General features: G+C 66.1%; 24 protein-coding genes. 4 read left to right on the forward strand and 20 right to left on the reverse strand.

Going from position 1 to position 26,024, the window contains the following annotated elements; all coding sequences use genetic code 11:
- The first annotated feature begins 112 nt into the window (after positions 1 to 112).
- On the forward strand, positions 113 to 2,269 hold the full coding sequence (locus tag EDF71_RS16645; RefSeq protein WP_133857681.1) for a TonB-dependent receptor: 2,157 nt from the start codon (positions 113 to 115) through the stop codon (positions 2,267 to 2,269).
- A gap of 87 nt (positions 2,270 to 2,356) precedes the next feature.
- On the opposite strand, the gene EDF71_RS16650 is transcribed toward EDF71_RS16645, so the two are convergent.
- Both EDF71_RS16650 and EDF71_RS16655 read right to left on the reverse strand, forming a co-directional pair.
- Positions 2,357 to 3,256, reverse strand: coding sequence for a 5'-nucleotidase (locus tag EDF71_RS16650; RefSeq protein ID WP_133857682.1), 900 nt, complete (start codon positions 3,254 to 3,256; stop codon positions 2,357 to 2,359).
- A 57-nt stretch (positions 3,257 to 3,313) separates the two neighbouring features.
- The gene (locus EDF71_RS16655) at positions 3,314 to 4,048 is read right to left on the reverse strand and encodes an FCD domain-containing protein (protein ID WP_133857683.1); all 735 of its coding nucleotides are present in this window, start codon (positions 4,046 to 4,048) and stop codon (positions 3,314 to 3,316) included.
- Between the two features lie 181 nt (positions 4,049 to 4,229).
- Between EDF71_RS16655 and uxuA the strand changes: the two genes are divergently transcribed.
- Together uxuA and EDF71_RS16665 are read left to right on the forward strand one after the other, a co-directional pair.
- A complete protein-coding gene (gene uxuA / locus EDF71_RS16660) occupies positions 4,230 to 5,306 on the forward strand; it encodes a mannonate dehydratase (RefSeq protein ID WP_208301070.1) in 1,077 nt (358 codons plus the stop codon).
- A 23-nt stretch (positions 5,307 to 5,329) separates the two neighbouring features.
- Complete coding sequence (locus tag EDF71_RS16665) at positions 5,330 to 6,352, forward strand: tripartite tricarboxylate transporter substrate binding protein (protein ID WP_243854339.1); 1,023 nt, start codon at positions 5,330 to 5,332, stop codon at positions 6,350 to 6,352.
- A 48-nt stretch (positions 6,353 to 6,400) separates the two neighbouring features.
- Here EDF71_RS16665 and gspF read toward each other — a convergent pair whose 3' ends face one another.
- The 6 genes from gspF to gcl form a co-directional block, all read right to left on the reverse strand.
- Positions 6,401 to 7,618 carry a type II secretion system inner membrane protein GspF gene (gspF, locus tag EDF71_RS16670; RefSeq protein WP_133857684.1) on the reverse strand — a complete coding sequence of 406 codons (1,218 nt, stop codon included), beginning with the start codon at positions 7,616 to 7,618 and terminating at the stop codon, positions 6,401 to 6,403.
- An 86-nt stretch (positions 7,619 to 7,704) separates the two neighbouring features.
- Entirely contained in the window at positions 7,705 to 8,355 is a 651-nt protein-coding gene (locus EDF71_RS16675; protein ID WP_133857685.1) for a glutathione S-transferase family protein, read from the reverse strand.
- Between the two features lie 100 nt (positions 8,356 to 8,455).
- On the reverse strand, positions 8,456 to 9,154 hold the full coding sequence (locus tag EDF71_RS16680) for a YafY family protein (protein ID WP_133857686.1): 699 nt from the start codon (positions 9,152 to 9,154) through the stop codon (positions 8,456 to 8,458).
- Positions 9,155 to 9,192: 38 nt separating this feature from the next.
- Complete coding sequence (gene glxR, locus EDF71_RS16685) at positions 9,193 to 10,107, reverse strand: 2-hydroxy-3-oxopropionate reductase (RefSeq protein WP_133857687.1); 915 nt, start codon at positions 10,105 to 10,107, stop codon at positions 9,193 to 9,195.
- Positions 10,108 to 10,160: 53 nt separating this feature from the next.
- Positions 10,161 to 10,964 carry a hydroxypyruvate isomerase gene (gene hyi, locus EDF71_RS16690; protein WP_133857688.1) on the reverse strand — a complete coding sequence of 268 codons (804 nt, stop codon included), beginning with the start codon at positions 10,962 to 10,964 and terminating at the stop codon, positions 10,161 to 10,163.
- 32 nt (positions 10,965 to 10,996) lie between these two features.
- On the reverse strand, positions 10,997 to 12,787 hold the full coding sequence (gene gcl, locus EDF71_RS16695) for a glyoxylate carboligase (protein ID WP_133857689.1): 1,791 nt from the start codon (positions 12,785 to 12,787) through the stop codon (positions 10,997 to 10,999).
- Positions 12,788 to 12,998: 211 nt separating this feature from the next.
- Here gcl and EDF71_RS16700 point away from each other — a divergent pair, with 211 nt between their 5' ends.
- On the forward strand, positions 12,999 to 13,916 hold the full coding sequence (locus EDF71_RS16700) for a LysR family transcriptional regulator (protein WP_133857690.1): 918 nt from the start codon (positions 12,999 to 13,001) through the stop codon (positions 13,914 to 13,916).
- Between the two features lie 34 nt (positions 13,917 to 13,950).
- Here the strand turns inward: EDF71_RS16700 and EDF71_RS16705 are convergent, their stop codons facing one another.
- From EDF71_RS16705 to gspI, 12 genes are all read right to left on the reverse strand, one after another.
- Positions 13,951 to 15,285 (reverse strand): glycerate kinase, encoded by a 1,335-nt coding sequence (locus EDF71_RS16705; protein WP_133857691.1) that lies wholly within the window; start codon positions 15,283 to 15,285, stop codon positions 13,951 to 13,953.
- 91 nt (positions 15,286 to 15,376) lie between these two features.
- Positions 15,377 to 15,943: a hypothetical protein gene (locus tag EDF71_RS16710; RefSeq protein WP_133857692.1), complete on the reverse strand. Its 567-nt coding sequence runs from the start codon at positions 15,941 to 15,943 to the stop codon at positions 15,377 to 15,379.
- A gap of 94 nt (positions 15,944 to 16,037) precedes the next feature.
- Positions 16,038 to 17,054, reverse strand: coding sequence for an LLM class flavin-dependent oxidoreductase (locus EDF71_RS16715; protein ID WP_133857693.1), 1,017 nt, complete (start codon positions 17,052 to 17,054; stop codon positions 16,038 to 16,040).
- A 111-nt stretch (positions 17,055 to 17,165) separates the two neighbouring features.
- Complete coding sequence (locus EDF71_RS16720; protein WP_133857694.1) at positions 17,166 to 17,447, reverse strand: hypothetical protein; 282 nt, start codon at positions 17,445 to 17,447, stop codon at positions 17,166 to 17,168.
- Positions 17,448 to 17,517: 70 nt separating this feature from the next.
- Positions 17,518 to 18,879 carry an ATPase, T2SS/T4P/T4SS family gene (locus EDF71_RS16725; RefSeq protein WP_133857695.1) on the reverse strand — a complete coding sequence of 454 codons (1,362 nt, stop codon included), beginning with the start codon at positions 18,877 to 18,879 and terminating at the stop codon, positions 17,518 to 17,520.
- 24 nt (positions 18,880 to 18,903) lie between these two features.
- Complete coding sequence (gene gspD, locus EDF71_RS16730; RefSeq protein ID WP_243854340.1) at positions 18,904 to 21,156, reverse strand: type II secretion system secretin GspD; 2,253 nt, start codon at positions 21,154 to 21,156, stop codon at positions 18,904 to 18,906.
- A 70-nt stretch (positions 21,157 to 21,226) separates the two neighbouring features.
- Positions 21,227 to 22,036 carry a type II secretion system protein N gene (gspN, locus tag EDF71_RS16735; RefSeq protein ID WP_133857697.1) on the reverse strand — a complete coding sequence of 270 codons (810 nt, stop codon included), beginning with the start codon at positions 22,034 to 22,036 and terminating at the stop codon, positions 21,227 to 21,229.
- Positions 22,037 to 22,050: 14 nt separating this feature from the next.
- Entirely contained in the window at positions 22,051 to 22,605 is a 555-nt protein-coding gene (gspM, locus tag EDF71_RS16740; protein ID WP_133857698.1) for a type II secretion system protein GspM, read from the reverse strand.
- Positions 22,602 to 23,855 carry a type II secretion system protein GspL gene (gene gspL, locus EDF71_RS16745; protein ID WP_133857699.1) on the reverse strand — a complete coding sequence of 418 codons (1,254 nt, stop codon included), beginning with the start codon at positions 23,853 to 23,855 and terminating at the stop codon, positions 22,602 to 22,604. Before gspL ends, gspM begins: the two co-directional genes overlap by 4 nt.
- A gap of 72 nt (positions 23,856 to 23,927) precedes the next feature.
- On the reverse strand, positions 23,928 to 24,935 hold the full coding sequence (gene gspK, locus EDF71_RS16750; protein WP_166656566.1) for a type II secretion system minor pseudopilin GspK: 1,008 nt from the start codon (positions 24,933 to 24,935) through the stop codon (positions 23,928 to 23,930).
- The gene (locus tag EDF71_RS16755; protein ID WP_133857700.1) at positions 24,932 to 25,639 is read right to left on the reverse strand and encodes a prepilin-type N-terminal cleavage/methylation domain-containing protein; all 708 of its coding nucleotides are present in this window, start codon (positions 25,637 to 25,639) and stop codon (positions 24,932 to 24,934) included. Before EDF71_RS16755 ends, gspK begins: the two co-directional genes overlap by 4 nt.
- A complete protein-coding gene (gene gspI, locus EDF71_RS16760) occupies positions 25,639 to 26,007 on the reverse strand; it encodes a type II secretion system minor pseudopilin GspI (protein WP_021025731.1) in 369 nt (122 codons plus the stop codon). Before gspI ends, EDF71_RS16755 begins: the two co-directional genes overlap by 1 nt.
- Between the last annotated feature and the right edge of the window lie 17 nt (positions 26,008 to 26,024).

Consider the following 26,024-nt stretch of genomic DNA (forward strand, 5'->3'; position numbering starts at 1 on the left):
CTTGTTTTTTCCGCGCAGTTGCCGGGCGTTTTGGCGCCTGGCCGGTTCAGCCCGCAGGGCGGGGCTGCGCCTGCACATGCTGGGGATGCATGTGCTTTTCGAGGGGTAGACCATGGGTTTCCATGCACAACAGGCGCAGCCGCTGATGGCGCGCACAGCAATTTTCAAGCCGCAGGCGCGCGATCTGCGCCCGGTGGCAGCAGCGGTGATCGGCCTGCTGCTGAGCAGCGCCGCGCTGGCGCAGAACGCTGAAGACAGCACGCAGGCAACGACCGCCGCGACCACTGCGACCACCGCAACCACCACCTTGCCCGAGGTGACGGTGTCGGCCAGCGGCACCAACCGCACGGTCGATGACATGACCACGCCGGTGAGCGTGCTGCAAGGCGATGAGCTGGTGCAAAAGCGCGGTGCCAGCCTGGGCGAGACCCTGGCCAATGAGCCCGGCATCCAGGCCACGCACTTTGGTGCGGGTGCCAGCCGCCCGGTGATTCGCGGCATGGACGGTGCGCGGGTCAAGGTGCTGAACGATGGCGCGGTGATCCAGGATGCCTCGACCATCAGCCCCGACCATGCCGTGGTGAGCGAGCCCATGCTGGCCACCCAGATCGAGGTGCTGCGTGGTCCATCGGCGCTGATCTATGGCGCCGGTGCGATCGGCGGTGTAGTCAATGTGCTGGACAACAAGATCCCCACCAAGGTGCCGGAGAAGGGCTATGAAGGCCAGGTCGAAGTGCGTGCCGGTACGGGCGCCAATGATGCGGCGACGGCGCTGTCGCTGACCGCCGGCTCGGGCCCCTTTGCCCTGCATGTGGAAGGCATGGCCCGCAATGCCGATGACTACCGCGTGGGCAGCGGCTGGGGCCTGGGCAACAAGGTGGACGGCAGCCGCGCGCGCAATGCTGGCGGCAGCATTGGCCTGTCCTGGATCGGCGACAGCGGCTATGTGGGCCTGGCCTACACCCGCACCCAGGCACGCTACGGCCTGCCCGGCCACAACCACAGCTTTGAAGGCTGCCACACCCATGGCCTGCACTTGCACTGCGGCGGCCATGATGACCATGACCACGGCGAAGACGGCCATGACCACGACCACGACCATGAAGAAGAAGGCGTGCCAGTGGTGGACATGCACAGCGAGCGCTATGACCTGCGCTCCGAGTGGCGCCAGCCCTTCGCCGGCGTGTCGGCCATCCGTGTGCGCGGTGGCGTGACGCGCTACCACCACGACGAGATCGAGGGCGGCGAGATTTCCACCAGCTTCAAGAACCGCGCGCATGACATGCGTGTTGATGTGCTGCACGAGCCGATTGCCGGCTGGACCGGTCTGGTGGGCTTTGAGGCCGCGCAGCGCCGCTTCAGCGCTACCGGTGAAGAAGCCTATGTGCAGCCAACCCGCACGCAAAGCCAGGGCGTCTACTTGCTTGAAGAACGCCGCTTTGGCGACTTTGGCGTGGAAGCCGCACTGCGCCACGACTGGCAAAGCGTGTATGCCAACGACGACGGCCTGGTGCGGAAGCACAAGGGCAATTCGCTGTCGCTGGGCGGCAGCTGGCGCTTTATGCCGGGTTACCGCCTGAGCGCCCATGTCACCTCGGCCAGCCGCCTGCCGACCGCCGAAGAGCTGTATGCGCGCGGCCTGCACATGGCCACCTCGACCTATGAGCTGGGCAACCCCGACCTGCGCAAGGAGCGCTCGGGCAATATCGACATCGGCATTGCTCGCACCGCGGGCGACACGACCTACTCGGTCAATGTCTACCGCAACCGGGTGAACAACTACATCTATGGCCGCACCGTCGATGAGCATGAAGGCCTGCAGCTGCTGCAGTACGCACAACAGACGGCCACCTTCACCGGTCTGGAAGGCCAGATCCAGCACCGCATCAACGCGAACTGGACGGTGGGTGCCACCGGTGACCTGGTGCATGCCAAGCTCGAAGACGGCAGCAAGATCCCGCGCCTGGCCCCTGCCCGCGTAGGTTTGCGCGTAGCAGGAAAATGGGCCAACTGGCGCAGCGAGGCGCAGTGGCAGCTGGTCAAGCGCCAGAACAAGGTGGCGGACTATGAAACCGAGACCCCTGGCTACGGCATGCTGAACTGGCGCGTGAGCTACCACCAGACCTCCAGCGATGGCACGCCATGGCAGATCTACCTGAAGCTGGACAACCTGACCAACAAGCTGGCCTACGTGCACACCTCGTTCATTAAGAACGCGGCGCCGCTGCAGGGCCGTGCGGTCTCGCTGGGCTTTATCAAGCAGTTCTAAGCAGCTGGCTGTAGAAGCCTGAACGCCAAAGCCGCTGTCTCCATCAGGAGCCAGCGGCTTTTTTGCGCCTGGGTGGGATGCAGGCGATCAGAGGTTGGAGATGCCGCTGCTCACATGCCCGGCCGGCACATGGGCCGCTGCGCTGGTCACATGGCCGGTCTGGTCGTCAAAGAAGAAATCGGGCTCGAACTCGCGCAGAAACTCGCCCTTGGCCAGGCCGCCGAGGAACATGGTTTCATCGACGCCGATGTTCCAGTCCATCAGGGTGCGGATGGCGCGCTCATGCGCCGGAGCGCTGCGGGCGGTGACCAGCGCGGTGCGGATGCGCATCTGGCTTTGCGTGTCTTGCTGCAGCCGGTGCAGCGCAGCCAGCAGCGGCTTGAAGGGGCCATCGGGCAGGGGGCGGGTGGCGTGTTCGATCTCATGGCGCTGGAACGCATCCAGTCCCTGGGCCTGGAAGACGCGCTCGGCCTCATCGGAGAACAGCACGGCATCGCCGTCAAAGGCAATGCGCACTTCATCGGGATGGCTGTCCTGCGCCTGGGCCGATTCGGTCAGCACGCGAGCCGCCGGAAAGCCCAGCTGCAGCGCCTGCTGCACATCGGTGGCATTGGCGGACAGAAACAAATGCGCGCCCAGCGGCTTGAGGTAGCGGAAAGGGTCGCGCCCCTGGGTGAACACCCCGCGCTGGATGGAATGCAGGCCATGGGCTTTGCAGCTGCGGAACACCCGCATGCCACTGACCGGGTCATTGCGCGACAGCAGCACCACCTCGACCTTTTGCACCGTACCGCTGTTAAAGGCCAGCAGCTTGCGCACCAAGGAGAAGGCCACGCCCGGCGGCGCGGGGATATCGAGCCGCTGCAGCTGCAGCTGGGCATAGGCCTGGTCCTTGTCTTGCTCGAAAACCCGGTTTTCTTCTTCAAAGTTGAACAGCGCCCGCGAGGAGATCGCGACCACCAGCTTGTTTTCGAGAGTGGCAGCCATGGCCGTCCTTGTTGCTGAACTGGGGCCAATATAGCGCAGTGGCAGGGCAGTTTGTACTCAATACCAAGCCTGGGAGAACTGCGAAATGACACGTCCCAAATGCTGCTGCATCGCCTGGCGCGCCTGCTCGGGCTGGCGCTCGGCAATTGCGGCAAATATGGCCTGGTGGTCCTTGAGGCTGGCCTCGCGCAGCTGCTCGGAGTGGAAATGCTGCTCGATCTTGTCCCAGCGCGGGTCCTGGCGGGCGTTGTCCCACATGGCTTCCACCATGTGCTGCAGCACGCGGTTGCCGGTGGCCTCGGCAATGGCGAGGTGAAAACGCCGGTCGGCTGCATCGTAGGCGTCCTTGTCGGCCAGCTGCAGGCGCATGGTGGCGAGGGCATCGAGCATGCGGTCCAGGTCGGCATCGCGGCGCTCGCTGGCAGCGGCTGCGGCAATCTCGGCCTCGACCAGCACGCGGGCGCGCAGGGTTTCCAGCGGGCCGGGGCCGGTGGGCACATCAAAGGCGGGCAGGCGGCTGGGGCCACTGGCACCCGTGGACTGCAGGTAGATGCCCGAGCCCAGGCGCACCTCGACGAGGCCTTGCACCTCCAGCGCAATGATGGCCTCGCGCACGGCAGTGCGGCTGACGCCGAACATGTCGGCGAGGGTGCGCTCCGAGGGCAGGCGCTGGTCGGCCGCCGCGCTGTCTGCAGCAGTTTCTTCCAGGATTTTTCTGGCGAGGTCTTGGTAGGACCTGACGCCGGTGGTGCGGCTGTCGTCGTCAACCGTCGGGACCAGCTTGTTGGGCATCTTGCGCGTATTCCGTTCATGGGCCGATCCGCCAAAACCGGAGGGCCAGCAGCAGTGTAAGCCGCCGTCCGGCCCAAATGCGGCAAATACCGGACATAGTGGTAAACCATCAATCTAAATGGTCTGGCCAGTTTGTAGAATTGGTCTAACCAGATTTTTAATTGCAGGAAAAGGTTCATCCATGAAGATGTCGTTTCGTTGGTTTGGCAGCTCGGACCCGGTGTCCCTGGCCTATATTCGCCAGATCCCCGGGGTCACGCATATCGTCTCGGCGATCTACGACGAGCCGGTTGGCGCCGTCTGGCCGCTGGCCAAGATCGAGGCGCTCAAGCAGCATATCGAAGAGGCCGGCCTGGCTTTTGAGTTGGTGGAATCGGTGCCGGTGCACGAAGACATCAAACTCGGCCGCGACAGCCGCGACCAGCTGATCGCCAACTACCAGCAAACCCTGCGCCATCTGGCCGCTGCCGGTGTGCAGGTGGTGTGCTACAACTTCATGCCGGTGTTTGACTGGACCCGCACCGAGCTGGCCAAGCAGCTGCCCGATGGCTCCACCTGCCTGGCCTTTGACAGCCGCATGGCCGACAGCATTGATGCGGAAAAAGGCATCTCGCTGCCCGGCTGGGACAGCAGCTACCGCAGTGACGAGCTGCAAGGCCTGCTGCAGGCCTACCGCCAGGTCGATGCCGAGCAGCTCTGGCAGAACCTGGCCTATTTTCTGCAGGCGGTCATCCCGGTGGCCGAAGAATGCGGCATCAAGATGGCCATCCACCCCGATGACCCACCGCGCCCGATCTTTGGCCTGCCGCGCATCGTGAAGAACCGCGACGACTTGGCCCGCATCGTCGACCTGATCGATAGCCCCGCCAATGGCCTGACCCTGTGCTCGGGCTCGCTGGGCGCCGGCCCGCAGAACAATGTCGAGGCGCTGGTGCGCGAGTTTGGCGGCCGGGGCCGCATCCACTTTGCGCATATCCGCAATGTGAAGGTCTCGCCCGACGGCGATTTCGAAGAAACCGCCCACCTCTCGACCTGCGGCTCGCTCGACATCGCGGCCATCGTCAAGGCCTACCACGATGTGGGCTTTGCAGGCTATGTGCGCCCGGACCACGGCCGCATGATCTGGGGCGAAACCGGCAAGCCCGGCTATGGCCTCTACGACCGGGCTCTGGGCGCCGTCTACATCAACGGCCTGTGGGAAGCGGTGGACAAGTTCTCACCCGAGCAGCAAGACAGCGCAGCACCTGCTGCAGTCTGATTTCAAACCAAGGAGACATAACAATGAAGACCAAGACAACACAGCACGCGATGCTGCGCCGCCAACTGACCCAAGGCCTGGCCCTGGGCCTGGCGCTGGGCACCAGCCTGGTCGGCGCCCCGGCGCTGGCGCAAACCGCCTACCCGACCAAGCCGGTGACCCTGATGGTGGGCTTTCCGCCAGGTGGTCAGACCGATTTTGCCGCCCGTGTGCTCAGCAACAGCTTGGCAGCCAACCTGGGCCAGGGCGTGGTCATCGAGAACAAGGCCGGCGTCAACGGCAACCTGGGCTCGGCGGACATCATGCGCTCGGCCCCCGATGGCTACCGCATGCTGGTGGGCAATGGCTCGATGACGGTGACCCCGCATGTCTTCCCGACCCTGGGCATTGTGGACCCGACCAAGTTTGTGCCGGTCGGCATTCTGCTGCAGTCGCCGCTGGTGCTGGTGGTGCCGGCTGCGTCGCCGGTGAAGGACTTTGCGCAGTTTGCCGCCCTCGTCAAAGAGCGCGCCAAGGCAGGCAAGGGCGTGGACTATGGCACCCCGGGTGCAGGCTCGCTGGTGCATGTGACCACCGAGCTGATGCGCGAGCGCCTGGGCAGCCCAGCGATGAACCATGTGCCCTACAAGGGCAGTGGCCCGGCCGTGATCGACCTGATGGCCGGCCGCATCGAGGCGATGTTTGATGCCACCTCGGTGTTTGATCCCTATATCAAGTCCGGCAAGGTGCGCGCCATCATGGTGACCAGCAGCAGCCGCGTCGCCTCTCTGCCCGATGTGCCGACCCCCGCCGAAGTGGGCCTGAAGGATTTCGAGATCATCTCCTTCATCGGCATGTATGGCCCGCCCGGCACCCGCCCGGAGGTGGTGCAAAAGCTCAATACCGCCATCAACACGGTGCTGAAGGAACCAGCGGTTATCCGCAGCTTTCAGGAGCGCGGCGATCAGCCAGGCGGCGGTACGCCTGAGCAACTGGATGCGATGACGCGCGCGCAGTACAAGCTCTGGGGCGATGTGGTGAAGGCCAACAAGATCCACGCGGAGTAAGGGCCGAATCAGGCCAGGCGCGCCGTATGGCGCCCTGGCCTGCAGCGTTCAACGCACAAACTGGTTGAGCTGGATGATGGGCATCAGCACCGCCATCACGATGATGCCGACAATGATGCCCATGCCGACGATCAGCAGCGGCTCCAGGATGGTGGCCAGGCGCATCGCGCGGCGCTTTACATCGCCTGCCAGCTGGTTGGCCACACGCTGCAGCATCTGCGGCAGCTCGCCGGTCTGCTCGCCCAGGCGGGCAAACATCGACAGCAGCGCGGGGTAGCGCTTTTTCTGGGCCAGGGCTGATGCGAGCGGCGCGCCTTCGCGCACCATGTCCAGCGCATCGATGGCATCCTGGCGCATGGCCTGGTTGGAGACGGTTTGCGCAGCGGCCTGCAGCGCTTTCAAGATGGGCACACCGGCATTGCTGAGCATGGCCAGGGTGGAGGCAAAACGGGCGGCATTGTAGTTGCGCGAGAGCTTGCCGATGACCGGCAACTGCAGCCAGCCAGCATCAAAGCGCTGGCGAAAGGCCGGTTGGCGCAGTGACAGGCGCAGCATCACGGTGCCAACAACCGCAAGGCCCGCGCCCAGCCACCACCAGTGGCGGATCAGGTCGCTGAAGCCCAGCATGATGCGGGTCAGCAGCGGCAGCGCATGCTTGGTGCCCGAGAACACCTCGGCCACCTGGGGCACCACATAGCTCATCAGCACCATCACCACGACAAAGGCAAAGCAGGTAACGATGGCTGGGTAGAGCGAGGCACCGATGAGGCTGTTCTTGAGCTGGTCGCGCTCTTCCAGATCATCGGCCAACCGCGACAGCACCTGGTCCAGGTGGCCGCTGTGCTCGCCCGCATCGATCACGGCGCGGTAGATCTGCGAAAAATCACGGGGGTAGAGGGCCAGCGACTTGGCAAAGGTGGAGCCGCCATTGACCTCGGCGCGCAGGCTGGCCACCAGCTGGCGCTGGGGCTCACTGTTGATCTCTTCGATCAGCGCAGTCAGCGCGCGCTCCAGCGGCAGGCCGGAGCTGATGAGGCCGGCGAGCTGGCGCGTCCAGACCGCCAGGCTGGTGGCATTGAAGACCGCGCGCCGGCTGCGCACCGTGCTGGCACCGCTGTCGTCGACATCGCCCAGGGGCTCGACCGCCAAGGGCACCATGGCCTGGGCACGCAGCAGGCTGCGTGCCGCCTTGGCGCTGTCGGCTTCGATCATGCCCTTGCGGGTCTGGCCCTGGGCGTCTAGAACTTCGTACGAAAAAGCGGGCATGGACTGGTGGATAAAACAAGGTGGCTCCACGGCCACCCCGGGCTATTGTGCCTGATCCACGTGGCATGCAGATGGCAGCGGCCCGATCAGGCAGCGGCTGCGCTGGGCATCTGCACGGGGCCATCGAGCGCATCGGCACGCTGAGCGGCCGGGCGCTGCAGCAGCGGCAAGGCGTAGTCCTGGAAGGCGGGCAGGCTCGGCAGGGTGCCTTCCTGCATGCTCCAGCCGATATAGCTGGCCAGGTACAGGTCGGCCGCCGTGAAATGGTCGCCACAGGCATAGCGCTTGCCGGTGACCGCCAGCTGCAGGCTGCGCAGCACATCGTCAAAACGGCCAAAGCCTGCCGACAGCGCCTGGCGCTCGCTCTGGTTCTGCAGCCAGCCCTCCGCCTTGGCGGTGGACACCGCCTCGACCGGCCCAGCCACAAAGAACAGCCAGCGGTAGTAGCTGCCGCGCTCGCTGCTGCCCAGCGCTGGGGCCAGCTTTTTCTCGGGGAAGAGGTCGGCCAGGTAGGCCAGGATCGCGCCGGTCTCGCTCACCATCGTGTCGCCATGCTGCAGCGCTGGCACCTTGCCCATGGGGTTGAGCGCCAGGTAGTCGGGCGACTTCATCGTGCCGCCAAACTCCAGCCGCACCGGTTCATAGACGGCGCCGCATTCTTCCAGCATCCAGCGCACCATGCGGGCGCGGGACTGGGGGTGGTAGAAAAAGCGCAGCGGGGCGTTGTGAGTGGTCATGTCATCTTCCTGTTCAGGGCTTGGCAAAGTCGCCATGCACGCAGGTTAGACAGGGGCGCTGACAGAAACTGTCAGCAGCCGAACATGAAGCGGTCCGCGCTTATGACCAGCCATTCATCGTGTAGCCCGTTTCCGCCAGCCAGCGCTGGATGAGGCTGTGCCGGCTTTGCGGATAGCGCTCCTGCAGCTCCTGCATGGCATGCACCCGGTCGGCCCGAAAATGGCGAAAGCCCTGGCGCAGCTCGCACCAGGCGGACACCACCCGGCTGCGGTCGAAATAGGCCATCGCAAACGGCCAGACCAGGCGCTCGGTCAGGCGACCGTGTTGGTCCTCGTAGTGCAACACCACCTTGTGTTCGGCACGGATCGCGCGGCGCAGCCCGGTCTGCCAGGTTTCGGGCTGGGGGTTGGGCTGCATATTGGGGACCATCAGGCCGCTGGTATCGACTGCGATGCGCAGCTCCAGCGGCAGGGCGCTGCGGATGCGGTCCATCGCGGCGCTGGCGGCACTGGCCAGCTGCGGGTCGGCCTGCAGGCTGGCCCAGCGGGCGCCCAGCAGCAAGGCTTCCAACTCATCGGCATTGAACATCAGCGGCGGCAGCAAAAAGCCGGGCCGCATCTCAAAGCCAATGCCCGGATCGCCCTCGATGGCGGCGCCTTGCTCGCGCAGGCTGGCAATATCGCGGTAGAGGGTACGCAGGCTCACCTCCAGGGTCTGGGCCAGCGCCGGGCCGGTTTGGGGCTGGCGGGCGCGGCGCAACAGATCGAGCAGGCGGAGCAGGCGGGCAGGGCGGGACATCGCGCAAGCATAGCCGGTCTGCCGCGCCTGCAACCGGCTCAGCCCGGCGCTTTTTGCCCGATCTCGAAATTGGCCTGGATCTCCAGCGCGCGCACCAGGCCGGAATGGTCCCAGCCCGCGCCGCCGTGGGCCACGCAGCTGTTGAACAGCTCCTGCGCCTGGGCGGTGTTGGGCAGCGCCACGCCGAGCTGGCGTGCGCTGGATAGCGCCAGGTTCAGGTCCTTTTGGTGCAGCGCGATGCGGAAGCCGGGCTCAAACGTGCGCTTGATCATGCGCTCGGCATGCACCTCCAGAATCTTGGACGAGGCAAAGCCGCCCAGCAGCGCCTGGCGCACCCTTGCCGGGTCAGCACCGGCGCGGGATGCAAACAGCAGGGCCTCGGCCACCGCCTCGATGTTCAGCGCGACGATGATCTGGTTGGCCACCTTGGCGGTCTGGCCGTCGCCGTTGCCGCCGACCAGGGTGATGTTCTTGCCCAGGGTTTCGAACAACGGCTTGACACGCTCGAAGGCCGCCTCCGGGCCGCCCACCATGATGGACAGGGTCGCATTTTTGGCCCCCACCTCGCCGCCCGATACCGGCGCATCGAGGTACTGCGCGCCCAGCGCGGTGATGCGCTTGGCAAAGTCCTTGGTCGCTACGGGCGAGATGGACGACATGTCCACCACAATCTTGCCGCTGCTGCCCTTGAGGCCGGCGGCCAGGCCATCGGGGGCAAACAGCACTTTCTCGACGTCGGGCGTGTCGGGCACCATCACAAAGACGATATCGGCCCGCTCGGCCACGCCGCGCACCGATGTGCATTGGGTGGCTGTGCTTTCTGCGATATGGGCCGGCACCTTGCCGCGCGTGTTGATGAACAGCTGGTGGCCGGCGGCGATCAGGTGGCTGCACATGGGCGCGCCCATGATGCCCAGGCCGATAAAACCCAGTTTGAGTGGCGTTGCATGCATGCAGAAATCTCCTTGGTTTTTTATGGATGTGAGGGTGTCGGTCTCAGGGGCGATCAGGCAGTGGCCGTCGCCCGCTTTTGGCCAGCTACCGTTTCCAGCCAGTGCAGGCCTGCCTCGGTGCTCTGCGCGGGCTTGTATTCGCAGCCCACCCAGCCGCTGTAGCCGATGCGGTCCAGGTGCGCCAACAGGAAGGGATAGTTAATCTCGCCGCTGCCCGGCTCATGGCGGCCTGGGTTGTCAGCCAGCTGCACATGGCCGATGCGGGCCAGGTGCTTTTGCAGGGTGGCGGCCAGCTCGCCTTCGCTGCGCTGGGCATGGTAGATGTCGTACTGCACAAAGGCGTTGGCAGCGCCTACTTCGTCCAGGATGGCCAGTGCTTGGTCGGTGCGGCTCAGGTAGAAGCCGGGGATGTCGAAGGTATTGATGGGCTCGACCAGCAGGCGCAGGTCGGCCATCTTCAGCGCCGCAGCGGCAAAGCGCAGGTTGTCGACCAGGGTGCGGCGCAAGCTGGCGGCATCCACATCGGCGGGCGCTTTGCCGGCCAGGCAATTGAGTTGCGGCACGCCCAGCGCATGGGCATAGGTAACGGCCTTGGCAACGCCGGCGCGGAATTCATCCACCCGCCGGGGATCGCAGGCAATGCCGCGCTCGCCCGCTTCCCAATCGCCCGCAGGCAGGTTGTGCAACACAATCTGCAGGCCTGTGGCATCAAGCCGCTGCTGGATCTCTTCTACCGTATGGGCATACGGAAACAGAAACTCCACGGCCTCAAAACCGGCCTGGGCGGCGCGCTCAAAGCGGTCGAGAAACGGCACTTCGGTAAACAGCATGCTGAGGTTGGCAGCAAAACGGGGCATGGCAAAACTCCGGTTATAAAACGAGGGGTGCATCAATCCAGCAGCGCGAGGGCGCTGGGGGCATCGGCCTTGTCGGTGGCCAGGCCTTCGAACTCGACGACGTTGTCGATCTCGGTGCCCATCGCGATATTGGTCACCCGCTCCAGAATGCATTCGATGACGACCGGCGTGCGGTGCTCGGCCATCCAGGCCTCGGCCTGGTGCATGGCGGGCGCAAAGTCTTCAGGGCGGTGCACGCGGATGGCCTTGCAGCCCAGGCCTTCGACGACCTTGATGTGGTCCACGCCATAGCCACGTGCGGCTTCGTCCGCGTCCATGTTGATGTTGTCAAAGGCGAGCTGCACGCAGTAGTCGATGCTGAAGGCGCGCTGTGCCTGGCGGATCAGGCCCAGGTAGCTGTTGTTGACCAGCACATGGATGTAGGGCAGCTTGAACTGCGCGCCCACGGCCAGCTCCTCGATCATGAACTGGAAGTCGTAGTCGCCCGACAGCGCAACGATCTTGCGCTGCGGATCGGCCACGCGCACGCCCAGCGCGGCCGGGGTGGTCCAGCCCAAGGGGCCGGCCTGGCCACAGTTGATCCAGTTGCGCGGCTTGTAGACATGCAGAAACTGCGCCCCGGCAATTTGCGACAGGCCGATGGTGGAGACATAGGTGGTGTCGCGGTCCAAGCTCTGGTTCATGCACTGATAGACGCGCTGGGGCTTCATCGGCACGTTGTCGAAGTTGGTCTTGCGCAGGTAGTCGATGCTGTTCTTGCGGCCCTGGCAGTCGGCCACCCAGGCGCTGCGGTCGCGCAGCTTGCCGGCGGCCTTCCAGTCCTTGGCGACAGCAACAAACTGCTCCAGCGCGGCCTTGGCATCCGAGACGATGCCGAAGTCAGGCGCAAACACGCGGCCAATCTGGGTGGGCTCGATATCAACATGGATGAACTTGCGGCCCTTGGTGTAGACATCGACCGAGCCGGTATGGCGGTTGGCCCAGCGGTTGCCGATGCCCAGCACAAAATCCGAGGCCAGCATGCTGGCATTGCCATAGCGGTGGCTGGTTTGCAGGCCGCACATGCCGGCCATTAAGCGGTGGTCATCGGGGATGCTGCCCCAGCCCATCAAGGTGGGGATCACCGGCAGATTGAGGGTCTCGGCCAGCTCCACCAGCAACTCTGCCGCATCGGCGTTGATGACGCCGCCGCCGCTGACGATCAGGGGGCGCTCGGCGGCATTGAGCATGGCGATGGCCTTTTCGGCCTGCTTGCGGGTGGCGGCGGGTTTGTAGACGGGCAGGGGCTCGTAGGTGTCGATGTCGAATTCGATCTCGGCCAGTTGCACATCGATGGGCAGGTCAATCAGTACCGGGCCGGGGCGGCCTGAGCGCATCAGATGGAAGGCCTGCTGGAAGGCGCCGGGCACCTGGGCGGGCTCCAGCACCGTGGTGGCCCACTTGGTCACGGTCTTGGCGATGGAGGCAATGTCCACGGCCTGGAAGTCTTCCTTGTGCAGCCGGGCGCGCGGCGCCTGGCCGGTGATGCACAGGATCGGGATCGAATCGGCGCTGGCCGAGTACAGCCCGGTGATCATGTCGGTGCCAGCCGGCCCGCTGGTGCCGATGCAGACGCCGATATTGCCCGCCACGGCGCGGGTATAACCCTCGGCCATGTGGCTGGCGCCTTCGACATGGCGGGCCAGGATATGGCCGATGCCGCCATGCGCCTTCATCGCCGCGTACAGCGGGTTGATGGCAGCGCCAGGAACGCCGAATGCGACGCTCACACCTTCTTTTTCCAGCACGCGGACGGCGGCTTCGATCGCTTTCATTTTGGCCATGGGGTCTCCTTTACAGCTGGGTTCGACTGTAGGGAAGCCCGGCGTTTGCCGGAAGGCGCAGGCGGACCATAAAATTTATTCCACCCAGGAATGGACGGCACGGCGCAGCATGCCGCATCATCGGGCGCAGAGGCGCTGCAAACCTGTTCAAAAAGCGCCCAGCGTGTAACGAGCGGCATGCCAGGCCGCAGCAATCCCAGGAGACACAACCATGGACCGACTCGATGCCATGCACATGTTTGTGCGCGTGGTGGAAACGGGCAGCTTTACCAAGGTGGCGCAGGAGTTTTCATCGACCCAGCCCACAGTGACCAAGCAGGTGGCAGCGATGGAGGCGCGGCTCCAAGTGCGCCTGCTCAACCGCAATACGCGGGGCGTGAGCCTGACCGAGGCGGGTGCGCTGTACTACGAGAAATGCAAGCGCATCGTCAGCGATGTGGCCGATGCCGACAATGTCGTGCAGGTGCGGCAAACGCAGGTGCAGGGCCAGCTGCGCATTGGCAGCTCGGTCGCGTTTGGGCGGCGCGTGCTGATTCCGCTGGCGATGGATTTCATGCAGCACAACCCGCAGGTGCAGGTGGACCTGAGCTTTGAAGACCGCTACACCGACCTGGTGGCCCAGGGCATTGATGTGGCGCTGCGCCTGGGCAAGCTGGCGGATTCATCGCTGGGTGCGCGCATGCTGGGCGTCAATCCCTGGGTGCTGGTGGCCTCGCCCGCCTACTTGCGCAAGCAGGGCACGCCGCGCCGGCCATCAGACCTGAAAGAGCATTCGGCACTGATCTACAGCAGCGTGCAGGGCAATGATGTCTGGCGCCTGCGCAATGCCAGTGGCGAGTCCGTCTCCGTGCCGGTCACGGGCCGGCTGCGCTCCAACAACCTCTCGGCCTTGCTGGCCGCTGCGCGCTCGCACATGGGCGTGGCCGCACTGCCGCGCTATGTGGCGCATGAATCGCTCAAGGCGGGCCGCGTGGTCGAGGTGCTCAAGACCTGCCGCCTGCCGGAGCAGGAGATCCATGCCGTCTACCCCTCGCCGCGCCTGGTGCCACAAAAGGTGCAGTCCTTTATCGCGTTCTTGCAGGGCAGCTTTGATGCCGCCTGGTGGGAGAACCTGCCCCAAGGCGGCTAGGCGCGGGAGGGGCTGCCCAGCCTGGCAGCCCGCATCACAGGATCAGAATGGCGCGGAAATCGTTGACATTGGTGTGCGTGGGCCCGGTCACCACCAGGTCGCCCAAAGCCACGAAAAAGCCATAGGCATCGTTGCGGTCGAGGTGGTCGCTGAGGCGCAGCTGCAGCGCCGCCGCGCGCTGCAAGCTGTCGGGCGCGACGCGCGCGCCGGCATTGTCTTCGACACCATCGATGCCATCGGTATCGGCCGCCAGTGCCCAGACATTGCCCTGGCCTTGCAGGGCCTGCGCCAGGCCCATGCAGAACTCGCCAGCGCGCCCACCGCGCCCCTTGGCGGCACCGGGCTGGCGCGGGCGGATGGTGACCGTGGTTTCGCCCCCGGAGAGGATGACGCAGGGCTTGGCAAAAGGACTGCCATGGCGGGCCACGGCGCGTGCCAGCGCCGCATGCATCTTGCCGATCTCGCGCGACTCGCCCTCGATCTCGTCGGACAGCACATGGGCGGCGACACCGGCGGCGACGGCGGCTTCGGCCGCCGCATCCAGCGATTGCTGGGGCGTGGCGATCAAATGCACCTCATGGCCGGCAAAGCGTGGATCGCCGGGCTTGGGGGTTTCCAGCGAGCCATCCTCCAGCGCGGCGCGCAGACTGTCGGGCAGCGGGATCTGGTAGCGGTTCAGAATCGCCAGCGCCTCGGCGCAGGTCGAGGCATCGGGCACCGTGGGGCCGCTGGCGATGACCGAGGGATCGTCGCCAGGCACATCGCTGATGGTCAAGGTCACCAGCTTGGCGGGGTAGCAGGCAGCGGCCAGGCGCCCGCCCTTGAGGCGCGAGAGGTGCTTGCGCACACAGTTCATCTCGCCAATGGCGGCACCGCTCTCCAGCAGGGCCTGGTTGATGCGCTGCTTGTCCTGCAGGTCCATGCCTTCGGCGGGCAGGGTCAGCAGCGCCGAGCCCCCGCCCGAGATCAGGCAGAGCACCAGGTCATCGGCGGTCAGGCCTTGGGTCAGCGCCAGTATGCGTTCGGCCGCCGCCAGGCCGGCGGCATCGGGTACGGGGTGTGCGGCTTCGACCACCTCCAGGCGCTGGGCGAGCCCTGCGGGGCGGGGCGGAATATGGCCGTAACGGGTGACGACCAGGCCGGACAGTGGTGCATCCTGGGGCCAGAGGGCTTCGAGCGCCTGCGCCATCGAGCCGCCCGCCTTGCCGGCGCCCAGCACCACGGTGCGGCCTTTGGGCGGTGGCGGCAGGTACTGCGCCATGCTGTGCAGCGGTTGCGCGCGCTGCACCGCGCGCTGGTACAGGTCCAGAAGAAACTGCTGGGGATCGCGCCGGGGATCGGCCAGCGCGGGTAGTGGGGTGTGGCTCATGCGGTAGGTCTCCGCTGGCCATTATGAAAGCTGGCGGCTGGCGCAGGTGGAATAGACGTTATTCCTGGCGACGGCTGTACAGCTGCGCGATCTAGCCGGGTGGCGTGCGGTTGCCCCAGTCGGTGTAGAACACACCCGCCGTGTCCTTGCGGATGTAGACATAGGCCGGGCCGGCATGGGTGTCGCCATGGGCATGGGCCTTGTCGGGAATGCGCCAGTAGTAGACGGTGCCATCCATCTCGGCAAAGTGGCCCATGTACTGCAAATCCTCGGCACGCACCGGGTCGGCGCTGCTGAGCGACTGGCCCAGTTCCATGCGCACATAGCGCGGCACGGAGCGCTCCTGCGCCTCCGTCAGGCCCGTGCTGCCCAGCCAGGGGGCCTGCTCCTGCACCTCGGCCTCGGTCTGCAATTGCTCTTGCTTGGTGCGGTATTCGCGGCGGAATTCGGGCGTTTGCATGTGCGCGGCCAGCGCGGGGTCTTCGTTGCCGACGCTGGTCTGGGGCTGGGCGCCCGCTGCAGACGGGGCTACGGCCGGTGCGGCCTGCTGGGCCTGGGGCGCCGGTGGGGGATCGTCGGGGGGCTGCTGCATGCAGCCGGCCAGCAAGGTGCAGGCCGTCAATGCCGCTGGCAGGGTGGTTCTATAGGGGACAGACATGGCGCAAGCATAGCCTGGGTGGGACGGGATCGGCGCCGCTTTTGCTGAAAAAAGGGCGCCGATCAGGGCGAAAGGCGCAGGTTAAGGCCTCTGCTTAGGCGGCGTAGCCTGCACGCAAGGCCTGCGTCGCAATATCGAGCGAGCGCAGACGCAAATCGCCATCATAGATATCGCAGACCAGCATCAGCTCGTCGGCCCCAGTGTGCTGGGCCAGCACCTTCAGGCGCTGCTGCACACGCTCGGGCCCGCCAATGGAGGCCACCGCCAAAAAGCCTTCGATCGCCTGGCGCTCGGCAAAGTTCAGGCTGTCCATAAAGCCTTCGACCGGTGGCGGCAGCAGACCGCGCTTGCCGGTCACAATGCCCAGCACGCGCTGGTAGGTGCTGCTGGCGAGGAACTCGGCCTCGCTGTCGGTCGGCGCTGCAATCACCGGCGCGCCGACGATCACATAGGGCTTGTCCAGGGTGGCCGAGGGCTTGAACAGGTCGCGGTACAGCTGCACGGCCTGCTGCAGCATGCGCGGCGCAAAGTGCGAGGCAAAGGCATAGGGCAGGCCCAGGTGCGCGGCCAACTGGGCCGAGAACAGGCTCGATCCCAGCAACCACAGCGGCACATTGGTGCCAGCACCCGGTGTGGCCACCAGCTTTTGCCCAGGCTGGGCGGGGCCCAGCAGGCGCTGCAGCTCCATCACATCGCGGGGGAAATCCTCTTCGGTCTCGACCCGGTCACGGCGCAGTGCGCGCATCGTCATGCCATCGGTGCCTGGCGCGCGGCCCAGACCCAGGTCGATACGGCCCGGGTAGAGCTCGGCCAGGGTGCCAAAGGCCTCGGCCACCACCAGCGGTGCATGGTTGGGCAGCATGATGCCGCCCGAGCCAACACGGATGTGCTGGGTCGCCCCAGCCACATGGCCGATCAGCACGGCCGTGGACGAGCTGGCAATGCCCGGCATATTGTGGTGTTCGGCCATCCAGTAGCGCGTAAAGCCGAGCGACTCGACATGCTGAGCCGTGCGCACGGCCAGTTGCAAAGCCTGGGCAACCGTGCCGCCTTCGCGCACAGCCACCAGGTCCAACATCGAAAGCGCGGGGGGTGTTTTTGTCTCAGTCATGCGGACATTCTTGCCTAGGCAAATATCCTTTGCTGACTGTGGTTATGGGGTAAATGCGTAGGTCGAAGCCTGGTGGTTGGCAGAACGCCGCCCTGCAGAAGGGGCCTGAATTCAACGCTGCCGAATCGACCGCGCGCAGCTGATCCCCACCAGAATCCCCCAGAGCAGCACCAGCAGCGCCGTCGCCAGGAAGCGCTCGCCTTGCTGCATCGCAAACCAGGAGATCACCAGCGCCATCAGGCCGGCGATGCGCATCAGCCGGCGCAGCTGCGCAGTGGACATGCGCGGCTGAAAATGGCGCAGTGCTGCCAGGCTGGCGATGGCCAGCACGGTGAGCCAGAGAAACAACATGCCGCCGTAGGGCGCGACGAGGGTATTGAGCGATTCCAACATGGGGCGATTGTGTCAAATCGCCAATACCCGTTGGCGCGGGCGGCGCCTACGGGGTATTCGGACAATTTGGTCAATCGCGGGTGACGCGGACGACTTCTTCTGCGCTGGTGATGCCTTCGCGCACCAGGCGTTCGCCATCTTCGCGCATCAGATGCATGCCGGTGGCCATGGCCTGGTTGCGGATCTCGGACTCGGGCGCCTGGGCGTGGATCTGGGCGCGGATGGCCTCGTCCACCACCAGCAGCTCGAAGATGCCGGTACGGCCTCGGTAGCCGCTGGGGTCGCTGTCGTCGATGCGGCGCACCAGGCGCTGGGCCAGCACGCCCAGCAGCGAGGAGGACAGCAGGAAGGGCTCGACGCCCATGTCGGTCAGTCGGGTGATGGCGCTGGTTGCATCGTTGGTGTGCAGGGTGGCCAATACCAAGTGACCGGTGAGCGAGGCCTGGATGGCGATCTGTGCGGTTTCGAAGTCGCGGATTTCACCAATCATGATGATGTCCGGATCCTGGCGCAAGATGGCGCGCAAGGCCTTGGCAAAGGTCAGGTCGATCTTGGGGTTGACCTGGGTCTGGCCGATGCCTGACAGCTCGTACTCGATCGGGTCTTCCACCGTCATGATGTTGCCCTGGTTCGCATCGAGCCCGCTGAGCGCTGCATACAAGGTGGTGGTCTTGCCCGAGCCGGTGGGGCCAGTCACCAGCACGATGCCGTGCGGCTGGGCCACCAGTTTTTCAAAGCGTTCCAGCGTTTCGCCCTGCATGCCGACCGAGCCCAGGCTGAGCTTGGATTCGCTCTTGTCGAGCAGACGCAGCACGGCGCGCTCGCCATGGGCGCTGGGCAGGGTGGAGACCCGCACATCGATGGCGCGGGTGCCCAGGCGCAGGCTGATGCGGCCGTCCTGGGGCAGGCGTTTTTCCGAGATGTCCAGGTCGGCCATGATCTTGAGGCGCGAGATCAGAGCCGCATGCAAGGCGCGGTGGGGTTGCACCACTTCGCGCAGCGAGCCATCGATGCGAAAGCGCACGCTGGAGTGGCGCTCATAGGGCTCGATGTGGATGTCCGAGGCGCCGTCGCGCGCTGCCTGGGTGAGCAGGGCGTTGAGCATGCGGATGATGGGTGCATCGCCAGCCGATTCCAGCAAATCCTCGACGGCGGGGATGTCCTGCATCATGCGCGAGAGGTCGGTGCCTTCTTCCACCTCGCTGATCACGGTGGCGGCATTGGATTCGCTGTGCGAGTAGGCGGCGCTGATGCGCTGGGCCAGCTCGGCATCGCCCAGCTGGGCCAGGTGCTGCACGGGGTACTTGCGCAGCACCTCGGACAGCGCGGAGCCCTGGGGCTGCGCGCCGTGCCAGAGCAGGTGCTGGCCGGCATCTTCTTCCAGCAGCAGCTGGCTGCTGCGCGCAAAGGCATAGGGCAGGGGGTGACGCATGGGTTCGGCTCTCTCTGCGCGCTATCAGGGCTCGAAGCGCATGCCTTGCGGCGTCACGGTCAGCGGGCGGGATTCGATCACTGGCGTCTCGGAGTAGCCCAGCGGCGTGCCCGAGGTCTGCTGGCCCATCGGCGTGATGATGGACGAGTCGTTGATCGGCACGCGCGTGCTTTGCTCGGGCTGGGCAGCGATCTGCGCGCCGCGCATCAGCTCGTAGCGGTCCATGCTGACTTGCTGGGTGGCGGCGGCATCGCGCATCACCACGGGGCGCAGGAAGACCATCAGGTTGGTCTTCTTGCGCGAGCGGGTGTCGCTGCGGAACAGCGCGCCAATGCCGGGTATATCGCCCAGGTAAGGCACCTTCTGCACCGAGCCGGAGTACTGGTCCTGCAGCAGACCACCAATTACGATCACCGAGCCATCGTCCACCAGCACGGTCGATTCTATCGAGCGCTTGTTGGTGGTGGGGCCGTTGGCATTGGTGGTCGTGCCGTCGAGCACGTTGGAAGTCTCCTGGTAGATCGTCAGCTTGACGGTGCCATTGGCATTGATCTGCGGGCGCACGCGCAGGGTCAGGCCCACGTCCTTGCGCTCCACCGTGGTGAAGGGGTTGACGGTGCTGCTGCCAGTGCTGTTGGCGTAGGAGCCGGTGACGAAGGGCACGTTCTGGCCGACCAGGATCTGTGCTTCCTGGTTGTCCAGGGTCAGTAGGTTGGGGGTGGCGAGCACATTGCCATCGGCATTGGACTGCAGCAGGTTGGCCAGCGCGCCCAGCACATACTCGCCGTTGTGCTTGAAGGCGATGCCGGCGTTCATGCCGGCGCTGGGCAGGGTGCTGTAGGTGCCGTTGGCAATGCCGGCGGCCAGGTTGAACAGGTTGGCCCCGCCCACGGTGAAGTTGTTGCCGATGACGCCGACGACGTTGTTGCCCTGGCCCAGCAGGCTTTGCCACTGCACGCCAAACTGCGCCGCTTTCTCGGCGCTGACTTCGACGATCAGGCTCTCAACCAGAACCTGGGCGCGGCGGCTGTCGAGCTGGTCGATGACCGAGCGAATCTGGCGGTACAGCGGCTCTGGCGCCGTGATGATCAGCGAGTTGGTCGCCGTGTCGGCCTGGATGATGCCGCCGGTGGCGCTGCCGCTGTCGCCCGAGGTGCCCAGCGAGGTGCCGGTGCCCAGGCGTGCGCCCGAACCCAGGCCACCTGCGCTGCTGTTGCTGGCGCTGCTGCCCAGGGTGCCGCTGGTGCTGCCGCTGAGCGAGGTGCTGCCGCTGCGCGTATTGGTGCTCAGGCCGCCGCTGCTGCCGCTGCTCGACAGGTTGGTGGAGGGGCTGGCGCTGTTGCCGTCCTGGCCGGCCAAGGCCGCGCGCAGGGTGGTGGCCAGCGCGGTGGCATCGGCATTGCGCAGGTAGACCACATGGATATTGCCCGAGGCATTGCCGCCACGGCTGGGGCTGTCGAGCTTGCCGATCAGCATCTTGGCCTGCGACAGGCGCGCAGGGTTGGCCGCGCGCAGCAGGATGCTGTTGGTGCGCGGATCGGCCAGCACCGAGGTGCGGTAGGCGTTGTCGGTCTGTGCGGCGCCGGGGGCTGCACCGGCAGTGGCGCTGCCGCTGGCGGACACGGTCTGGCCGCCTTCCAGCAGGCGCTGCAGCATGGGCACGATGTCGGTGGCGACTGCGTGCTCCAGCTGCACCACTTCCACATCGCTGGCATTGGCCACATCCATCGACGCGATGATGCGCGAGAGGCGCTGCAGGTTGTCGGCGTAGTCGGTGATGACCAGGGAGTTGTTGCCCGGGTTCACATTGATGGTGTTGTTGGGGCTGATCAGCGGACGCAGCACCGGCACCAGGTTGTTGGCGCTCTCGAAGTTGAGCTTGAAGATCTGGGTGACGATCTGGCCGCCACCGGGCACCTGGCCGCCGGCGCCGCCCTGGGTGATGCGCACCGTGCCGCCTTGCAGCTTGGCATCGGCCTCGGGCACCACCTTGTAGAGGCCTGCAGCCTCGACCACGGTGTAGTTCTGCAGGCGCAAGGCCGCCAGGAACTGCTCGAACGCAGCCTGGGGCGAGACGGGCCGGTCGGTCACCAGGTTCATCGTGCCCTTGATGCGCGGATCCACCACCACGCTCTTGCCGGTGATGGTGGCCATGGTGCGCGCGATGGACTCGATGTCGGCATTGGCAAAGTTCAGGGTCACCTGCTCGCCTGCACGGATGCTGGCGGTGCCGGTGGTGATGGCGGTTTGCGCAAGCGCCGCGCCATTGCCGCCCATTAGAAGGACGCTTGCTGCGATGGAGTGCAGCGCAAATCGATAAATGGGAGAGTGGTAATGCATCATATGTTCAACCAACCGAGAGCAGCACGCGGCTTCCGCTGCGCTGCCCAATCATAGTCAATAGATTTGCGAGAGCTGCCTCGCGCCCTTCGGCAGCCCAGGCTTCCCCCTGAAAACGCAGGCGCTGGCCCACCCATTGGCCCTGGCCTTTGAGCTGGAGCGCGCCATCCAAGGTGGACAGCTGCAAGCTGGTGCTGTCACCGCCTTGCAGTTGCAGGCGGTAGCTGCCCAGCGGCTGTATCGTGGACAGGCGGGAGGTCACCGCCATCACATCCAGATCGGCACCGCCCTCGACCTGCAGGCGCCCGGCATTGAGCGCGAGCGACAGATCATGGGTCTTGAGCAGCAGCTGGCCCTGGGGCTGGATGGTGTTCCAGGGCGTGCCCAGGCCCACCAGCAGCGATGCCGGCCAGCGGCTTTCATGCGCGCCCAGTTGCACCTTGGCACCGCCCCAGTGGGGCTGGATGCGGATGGGCATGGGCGCGGCCATGCAGCAGCTGGCATTCCAGCGCATGTTGAGGCCGCGCAGGCTGGGGCGCAGTGACCAGTCCACCCGGCCGGGCAGGGCCATCTGGTCGCGGCTGGCTTGGCCGCCGGTAAATACCCATTGGGCCGAGCCGTTCCAGACCGTGCCACGCGGCTCGCGCAGCTGCAGCTGGCCCTGGCTGGCCCAGGCCAGGCCTTGCGCCAACCAGTGTGCGGGGGCAAACAACACCAAAGCGGCCAGGCCACCGGTGCAGGCGCCCACTGCTGCCCAGCGCCAGGGCGCACGGGCGCTGCCGTGGGGCAAAGAGGGGTTCAAGCGCTGCCGGGCCATGCTCTGTGTGCCGCTTACTGGGCCGGCAACTGCAAGACGATATTGCCCGACCAGGTGGGCGCGGCAGCCGGGCCTGCGCCCTTGGCTGGATCGTCGCGGGTCAGGCGCAGCTCGGTGGCAATCGCATGCGCATTGGCGCGCACCTGGCCCAGCCAGCGCTGGGTGGAGGCGGCCGAGGCGCGGCTCAAGGTAACCGTGACGCGTTCGCCCAGCACGGCCAGCTTGGCGCTGGTGCCCAGCTGCTGCGTGAGCGAGGCTTCCAGCTGCTGGCGTGCCTGCGTGGTGGTGACGGTGGTGGCCGATTGCAGCTGGCGCGCTTCGGCCTGCAAGGCCTGCATGCGGGCGAGTTGCTGGTCCAGCTGGGCATGTGCGGCCGGTGCGCTGCGCCAGGTCTGCAGCACCGGCGCAATCGCCAGCCACCACAAGAGCGCAATCAGCACCACACCAGCGGCCAGGCTGACGCCCCGGCGCTCACGCGCATCCAGTGCGCGCCAGCGTTGGCGCAGCAGTTGGGCTGCGGAGGACGAAGCCGCTGCAGATGCCGACGGTCGGGAGGAGTTTTTCTTCATGGCTGGGCCTGCGCGCGGATGACCCACTGGTCGTTTTGCATCTGGGCCTGCAGGCCCTGGGCTTGCAGTTTCTGGCTGAAGGCATCAAAGCCATCGGTGGGCAGGCCGCGCAGGCGCAGCTCGCCGCCACTGTATTCGACCGTGCTGGGCACCGTGCCGGCGGGCAGGCTGGACAGCGCCTGGCCAGCGGCGGCCAACAGCGGTTCGGCATCTGACGGCGACAAGCCGCCCGAGGCCTGGCGCAGGTTGGCCACTTCGCGCGCCATTTGCACGGGCGCATCGACCACGACTTGCACATTGGGGAAGGCCTTGGTCAAGGTGCTGCGCACCAGTGTGCCTTTGGCCTGCAGCTGCTGGCGCTCTTGCCAGGCCCAGATATTGGCACCCACGAGCGTAAGCACCACCAGGGCCAGCACGGCCCAGCGCGCCGGGCGCCATGCCGGGGCATGCAGCACATCATTGAGGCCGCTGCCCAGGCGCCGCTGCAGGCGGTTGCGCCCGCTGTTGGCAAATTCGAGCTGTGCCAGGTCCCAGTCGCTGCGTGCGGCATCGCGCATGGTTTGTGCGGGGCTGTAGAGCTGCACCGGGCGCTGCAGCCAGTGCTCGGCAGTGCTGACCACGGCCGGCTCGGCATGCACGATGCTGTCGGGCCCGAGCGGGGGCAGCAGCGCTGCGCTCTCGCGCGAGACGGGCAGCACCAGCACCGCATCGGCGCTGTCGGTGCCAAACACTACGGCCTGCGCCAGCTCGGGGCTGCCGGTGACGAGGATCTGCGCGCCATCGGGTGCGGGCTCGCCCGGGGCATGGCTGGGCACCACACGGGCCACGGCGCGGCCTGCGGCTTCCAGAGCCTGCAGGTGGTCGCGCAGCCACTGGCGCGGGCAGCAAGCGATCCAGATCGGTTCTCCCTGGCCGGCGGCGCGGGTGTCGGGTTGCAAGGCGAAATGCAATTGGGCCGGGTCGTCCAGCAGGCGCTCTTCGAGCAGGCCTTCGAGCACGGCACGCAGCCGGGGCGAGCCTGGGCCTACGCCTTGGGGCAGGCTGACCCGTTGCCACGACAGCATGGCCGCGGGCACCACGGCGACCACTTCACCGGCGCGGCCGGGTTGGGGCAGCAGGCCGGCGGTGGTGCTGCCTTGCTGGCCGATGGTCACGCCATCGGGCGACAGGGCATAGCTGTAGCTCCAGGCCGAGCTGGGCCCTGTATCTGGCCCCGAGGCCAGCGGCAGTGAAATCAGTAATGTACTCATGAGCGTGTTGTGCGCTGCATTGTAGAGGGCTCGGCTTCACCAAACTGCAATACGTTTGTCATCATGTTCCTGTTAGCGCGCCGCCACGGGGTTCCCGCTGCCATCGCCCATCAGGCTGGTGGCCAGCGCGGCCCCGCGCTCGCGCACCACGGTCGTTACATTCAGCCCCTGGCGGTAGACCAGGGATTTCTCCTGCACCACCAGGTCGTCAAAGCGCAGGCGCGCCCAGACTTCGAAATACACCGATTTGACATCGAGCAGTGCATTGGCATTGGTGAGCGCGGTGTTGTTGGGGAAGCGCTGTTGCAGCTCGGCAGTGCTCTCGAAAGCCTTGTTCAGTCGCAGCTGGGCGATTTGCTGGGCGGTTGCAAAATCCATGCCCTCCACGGCGGCCCAGATCACGGTGGCCGAGGCGGTGTTGACATTGACCTTGCTCTCCTGGGGCAGCAGCACCACATAGGGCTCCAGCTGGCTCAGCGTAGACGGCGACAGGCCCCACCAGGCGAGTTCCTTGTAGGTGCGGGGCAGCAGCGGCGCATTGGCGGCCTTGCCCTCGTTGCGCAGCGCGGCCAGCGCCTGCTGGCTGAGGACGGTCAGCTCGGCACCGGGCAGGCCCAGGCGCTCGAACAGGCGCTGGAACTGGCGCAGCGCGACGCTGTTGATCTGGTTGTTGGCGACCAGGTTGCGGATATTGAGGCGTGCCTGGGCATCGACAATCGCACCCGACAAGAATGCCTGCGCGGCATCGATGCTGCTGTCGTCGGCATTGCTCTGGTTGTTGGAGGCCTGCAAAAAGGTGGACAGACGCGCTTCGGCCAGTGGCACCGACCAGGGCTCGGACAGCGAATCGGGGCCGCCCACGCGCGCATCCTGGCGCAGCACCTGGCGCGAGAAATCCAGCCCGCCCAGCAGCAGCCAAGCGGCCTGCACGCGGGTGCGCTCGGCGCCTTCGACCTCCAGATTGCGCCACTGCTGCCAGACGGCGCTGGCGGCAATGGTGGCCACCAGAGTGACGGTGAGCATGGCGGCCAGCAGTGCTGCGCCGCGCTGGCCGTGGCGGGGTAGGCGGAGCAGCTTCATGATTTGTTGCCCGACACGATGGGGTTGACCCAGTCGTTGGTGATGACGCCCGACAGTGCGCCGGGGGCGGGCAGCTCCAGGCTCAGGCGGATGCCATCGGGCAGCGCCACCGTGGTGGGGTTGTTGGCATCGGTCTGGGGATTGGCGCCCTGGCTGGACAGCGGGTTGCTCCAGCTGTTGCCCCGGAAATACAGCAGCTGCCAGCCGCTGAGGGGCATCAGCACGGTTTGCTGCGGGCCGCCGTCGCCGGCATTGTTGGTCATGGCGCTGTTGGTGACCGCATGGGCGGCCATGTCCCAGGCCTGCTGCCACTGCTGCAGGTCACGCACCGGCGAAGACTGCCAGCGCACCCAGTAGGCGCGGTTGCCCAGGCTGCGCTGGGCCCAGCTGACGACGCGCAGGCCTTGTTCGTTGATGTCGCTGCTGCGGCGCGTGAGCCGCAGCACACGGCCATCCCAGTCGATCGGGGTGGTGCCGGAGACGCGCTCGATGCCATTGAGGTCGGTGTTCCACTGCGACAGCGCGCCCTGCACCACCATGACCTCTTCGCTGTAGTCGCGGGCCTGCTGCTGGGCGCGCACCATGCCGTCGATGCCGCGCCAGCTGGCGATGGTCATCACCGCGAGGATGGAGATGGCGATCAGCAGCTCGATCAGGGTAAAGCCTCGGCTGCGCGGCTGGCTCCAACGGGGGAAGCGCTGCATCAGTACCTCCCCACGATGGTGCTGAGGCGCAGCAAAGGCGCGCCGCCGGAGAACACATGGGCATCGATGCGGCGGAAATCCGGGTTGGGCGTGGCAAAGACGCCCACGCGCACATCAAACATGCGGCCGGCCTGCTCGCAGGCCACGCTGGTCGTGCCCAGGCCTGGCAACTGCTGCGAGAGGCGGGCGGCGATCAGCTGGTTCTCGGCACAGATCTGCGCGAGCATCACATCGCTTTGGCGGCCTGCGGTCTGGGTCAGCGCGTTCATGGCCTTGCCGCCGGCGAGCAAGGCGATGGCGACGATGGCGAGCGCGACCAGCACCTCGATCAGGGTGAAGCCGGAATGGGGCGAGGACTTGCTGGGCACGCGGGGCTTGTCGGGAA

Origin of the sequence: Comamonas sp. JUb58 (genome assembly GCF_004364775.1) — a bacterium.
Lineage (GTDB): Bacteria > Pseudomonadota > Gammaproteobacteria > Burkholderiales > Burkholderiaceae_C > Comamonas.